Source organism: Roseateles sp. P5_E11, from assembly GCF_054049355.1.
In genome coordinates this window covers 1-3,534 of the sequence record NZ_JBFUMO010000587.1, presented here as the reverse complement: position 1 = coordinate 3,534, position 3,534 = coordinate 1, and the positions used below count along the sequence as shown (strand labels likewise).

The 3,534-nt window shown below is 68.0% G+C and carries 4 protein-coding genes; 2 read left to right on the top strand and 2 right to left on the bottom strand.

Annotated elements, in window-relative coordinates:
• On the bottom strand, positions 1 to 172 hold a 172-nt coding region (locus tag ACXJKR_RS27440), incomplete at its 3' end, for an exonuclease domain-containing protein (RefSeq protein ID WP_457325520.1).
• Positions 173 to 208: 36 nt separating this feature from the next.
• Between ACXJKR_RS27440 and ACXJKR_RS27435 the strand changes: the two genes are divergently transcribed.
• Complete coding sequence (locus ACXJKR_RS27435) at positions 209 to 946, top strand: transporter (protein ID WP_457325519.1); 738 nt, start codon at positions 209 to 211, stop codon at positions 944 to 946.
• Here the strand turns inward: ACXJKR_RS27435 and ACXJKR_RS27430 are convergent.
• Complete coding sequence (locus ACXJKR_RS27430) at positions 943 to 2,076, bottom strand: beta-ketoacyl-ACP synthase III (protein WP_457325518.1); 1,134 nt, start codon at positions 2,074 to 2,076, stop codon at positions 943 to 945. The two genes, ACXJKR_RS27435 and ACXJKR_RS27430, sit on opposite strands and share 4 nt — an antisense overlap.
• 101 nt (positions 2,077 to 2,177) lie before the next feature.
• Here ACXJKR_RS27430 and ACXJKR_RS27425 point away from each other — a divergent pair, with 101 nt between their 5' ends.
• Positions 2,178 to 3,491, top strand: coding sequence for a DUF3422 family protein (locus tag ACXJKR_RS27425; protein ID WP_457325517.1), 1,314 nt, complete (start codon positions 2,178 to 2,180; stop codon positions 3,489 to 3,491).
• Positions 3,492 to 3,534 lie beyond the last annotated feature (43 nt).

Sequence of the window (3,534 nt, the reverse complement as noted above, 5' to 3'; positions counted from 1 at the left end):
ACTCGGGGTCGGGCAAGTAGTCCGGGGCCGGCTGGCAGTACAGCATCAGCGGCTCGCCGATCTCGTTGAGCTCGGCATCGGTGCGCAGGCCGGCGAACTGGGCCGGGCGGTCCCGGCGTGGCACGCGGCCGAAGGTCTCGTAGTCGTGCCAGAAAAATGAAAGGGAAGACATGGCCGCCACGATAGCTCAGCCGATAGAGTGGCTCGCATGAGACTTGCCCTGCTGCTCCTGGCCGTTTGCGCCGCGGCACACGCCGACGACGCGATCTCCCCCGACCGGCCCGACTTCACCAACGGCCCCGATGTGATGGCCGCAGGCCGCTTCCAGATCGAGACCAGCGGCGCCTGGCAGCGGGATGCGTCGGCGCGGCTGCGCTCGACGCCGACGCTGCTGCGCCTGGGTGTCAGCCATGACCTGGAGTTGCGGCTGGAGACCGACGGCGCGCTGCGCCAGCGCAACCCGAGCGCCAGCGGCCGAGGAGATCTGGCAGCCGGCTTCAAATGGCAGATGCAGGACGGCGACGAGGCCAAGCCTGGCCTGGGCTGGCTGTTCGAAGTGCAGACACCGACAGGCAGCGGGCCGTTCAAAGGCCACGGCTTGCGGCCCGGCCTGAGCTTTCTGGCCCAGTGGGAGCTGCCGGCCGGCTACTCGCTCGGCACGATGGCTGGCGTCTTCATCGATCGCAACGACACCGACCAGCGCTACACGGGTGCCCTGCTGTCGGCGAGCCTGGGCATCCCGCTGGGCGAGAAGCTGCACGGCTTTGCCGAGATCGCCGGCCAGCAGATCGCGTCGGCCCGCAATGGCGGCAATGTCGTCACGGCCGGCACGGGGCTGGCCTGGCAGCTCACAAGCGACGCTCAGCTCGACACGGCCGTCTTCCGCGGCCTGAACCACAACACGCCCGACTGGGCGTGGACGATCGGCCTCTCGCTGCGGTTTTAGCGCTTCTTGACGACCACGCTGCCGATGGAATAGCCCGCGCCGAAGGAGCAGATGACGCCGGCGTCGCCAGCCTTCAGGTCACCCCGGTGATGGTGGAAGGCAATGATGGAGCCGGCCGATGCGGTGTTGGCGTATTCGTCCAGGATCAGCGGCGCGATCTCGCTGCCGGCATCCGCACCCACCAGCTTCTTGATGACGAGCTGGTTCATGCCCTGGTTGGCCTGGTGCAGCCAGTAGCGGTGCATCTGCGTTGGCTCCAGGCCCAGCTTGCCCAGGTGGGCCTCGATATGGGCCGCGGCCATGGGCACGACTTCCTTGAACACCTTTCGGCCTTCCTGATAGAAGGTCAGGTCGCGGTCGCTCGGGTCACGGTCCTCGGCGCGGTTCATGAAGCCGAAGTTGTTGCGGATATTGCTGCTGAACTGTGTGGCGAGCTGCGTGCCGAGGATTTCCCACTGGTCGGCGCCGGTGGCGTCTTCCGCGCGCTCGACGATGAGGGCCGTGCAGACGTCGCCGAAGATGAAGTGGCAGTCTCGGTCGCGCCATTCCAGGTGGGCCGAGGTGATCTCGGGGTTCGCGACCAGCACACATTTGCTGGCGCCCGAACGCACCGCGTTGAAGGCCTGTTCCAGCGCGAAGGTGGCCGAGGAGCAGGCCACGTTCATGTCGAAGCCGTAGCCGCCGGCGCCCAGCGCCTGCTGGATCTCTACCGCCATGGCCGGGTAGGCGCGTTGCATATTGGCACTGGAGCAGAGCACGGCGTCGACATCCGCGCCGGTCTTGCCGGCCTGCTCAAGCGCCTTGCGGGCAGCATCGGCGGCGATCTCGGCCATCAGCGAGATCTCGTTGTCGCCGCGCGGCGTGAAACGCGGGTACATGCGGGTCGGGTCCAGCACGCCGGCCTTGTCGACGACGTAGCGCTGCTTGATGCCCGAGGCTTTCTCGATGAATTCGACGCTGGAGTGTGTCAAGGCGGAGCGTTCGCCCGCCGTGATCGCTTCGGCATGCTCGGCGTTCTGCAGGTCGGCGTAGGCGTTGAAGGCCTCGACCAGCTCGGCATTGGTGATGACATGGGGCGGGCGGTACAGGCCGGTGCCGCTGATGACCACGGCCGGGAATGAAGCTTGCATATTGAAGACGGAAGCCGCCGCTGCTGATGTACGAAGGCTGAAATCTTATCGATCCGGTTTGCTGCCTTCTCTAGGCACTAGCCTGGGGCCCTGGACAAAACATGCACGAAGACAGCCTGCTCCCACCCGACGACGCCCTGCGCCTGGCCCTGCACAACGAGGTGCATGCCCGGCCGCCGGCGCGCATCCGCCTGCCGGCCGTCATCGTCCACATCGCCGTGCTCAACGACGGCATCAGCCGGGCGCAGGAACATGCCCACCTGCGCCAGCTGCCCGGCCAGCACGAGCTGGCCGAGGAGGCGCTGAACGCAAACTTTCTGCGCCTGCGCTGCGGCGAGTTCTCGCTGAAGTGGGAGCGCCATGCCGAGTTCACGCGCTATTCGGTCGTGCAGCCCCTGCCCGCCGACGCCGAGGCCAGCGCGCAGACGCTGGATGCGCTGGCGCTCCGCGTCGCACCGGATTGGCTGGAGCGCATCCCGGGGCGCACCTTTGCGGCCATCAAGCTCGTCATGATCGAGCGGCAGCTGACTTTCGCGCCCAGCGCCCTGACCGAGGCCCAGGCCTGGTTCGGCGCGCATGCAACGGTCGCGTCGACGATGGGCGGCGGCCATTCCCTGGTTGTCACCGACTTCTGCCTGCGCGCGACCGGCTTCGAGCACATCGTCGTGCTGGCTGAGCCCGGCACGCCCGAGACCCGCGCCGGCCGCATCTGCCAGCGCCTGCTGGAGCTGGAGACCTACCGCCTGATGGCCCTGCGCGGCCTGCCCGCCGCCAAGTCGCTGGGCTCGACGCTGGCCGAGGTGGAGGCCACGCTGGCCAGCATCACCGCGCGGCTGGAGAAGCGCGGCGCGTCGGAAGCCGAACTGCTGGACGACCTGATCTCGACGGCCGCGCGCATCGAGCACGCCACCGCCTCGCACCAGTACCGTTTTGCYGCCACCCAGGCCTACCAGGCCATCGTCGAGCAGCGTCTGGCCGAGTTGCACGAGGGCAAGGTGGCCGGCAGGCAGTCGCTGGGCGAGTTCATGCAGCGCCGGCTCTCACCGGCCATCGCGACGGTCAATGCGACGGCGCAGCGGCTGGCCGGCCTGTCACAACGCATCTCACGCGCAAGCGCCCTGCTGCGCACGCGGGTCGACATCGCCACCGAGGCGCAGAACCAGCAACTGCTGGCCCAGCTCGGCGAAGGCCAGCGCACGCAGCTGCGCATGCAGGCCACCGTCGAGGGGCTGTCGCTCGCGGCCATTACCTATTACGTCGTCAGCCTGCTGCTGTACTTCTTCAAGGCGCTGAAGGCCGAGGGCTGGCTGCCAGTACAGCCCGAGCTGGCGGCGGGGGCGGCCATTCCCTTCGTGCTGCTGGCCGTCTGGCAGACGACAAGGCGCATCCACCGCAAGATCTTCAACCACCACTGACCAGGATCTCCAGGCCCGGCAGGCGCAGAGCCTGCAGCGCGGC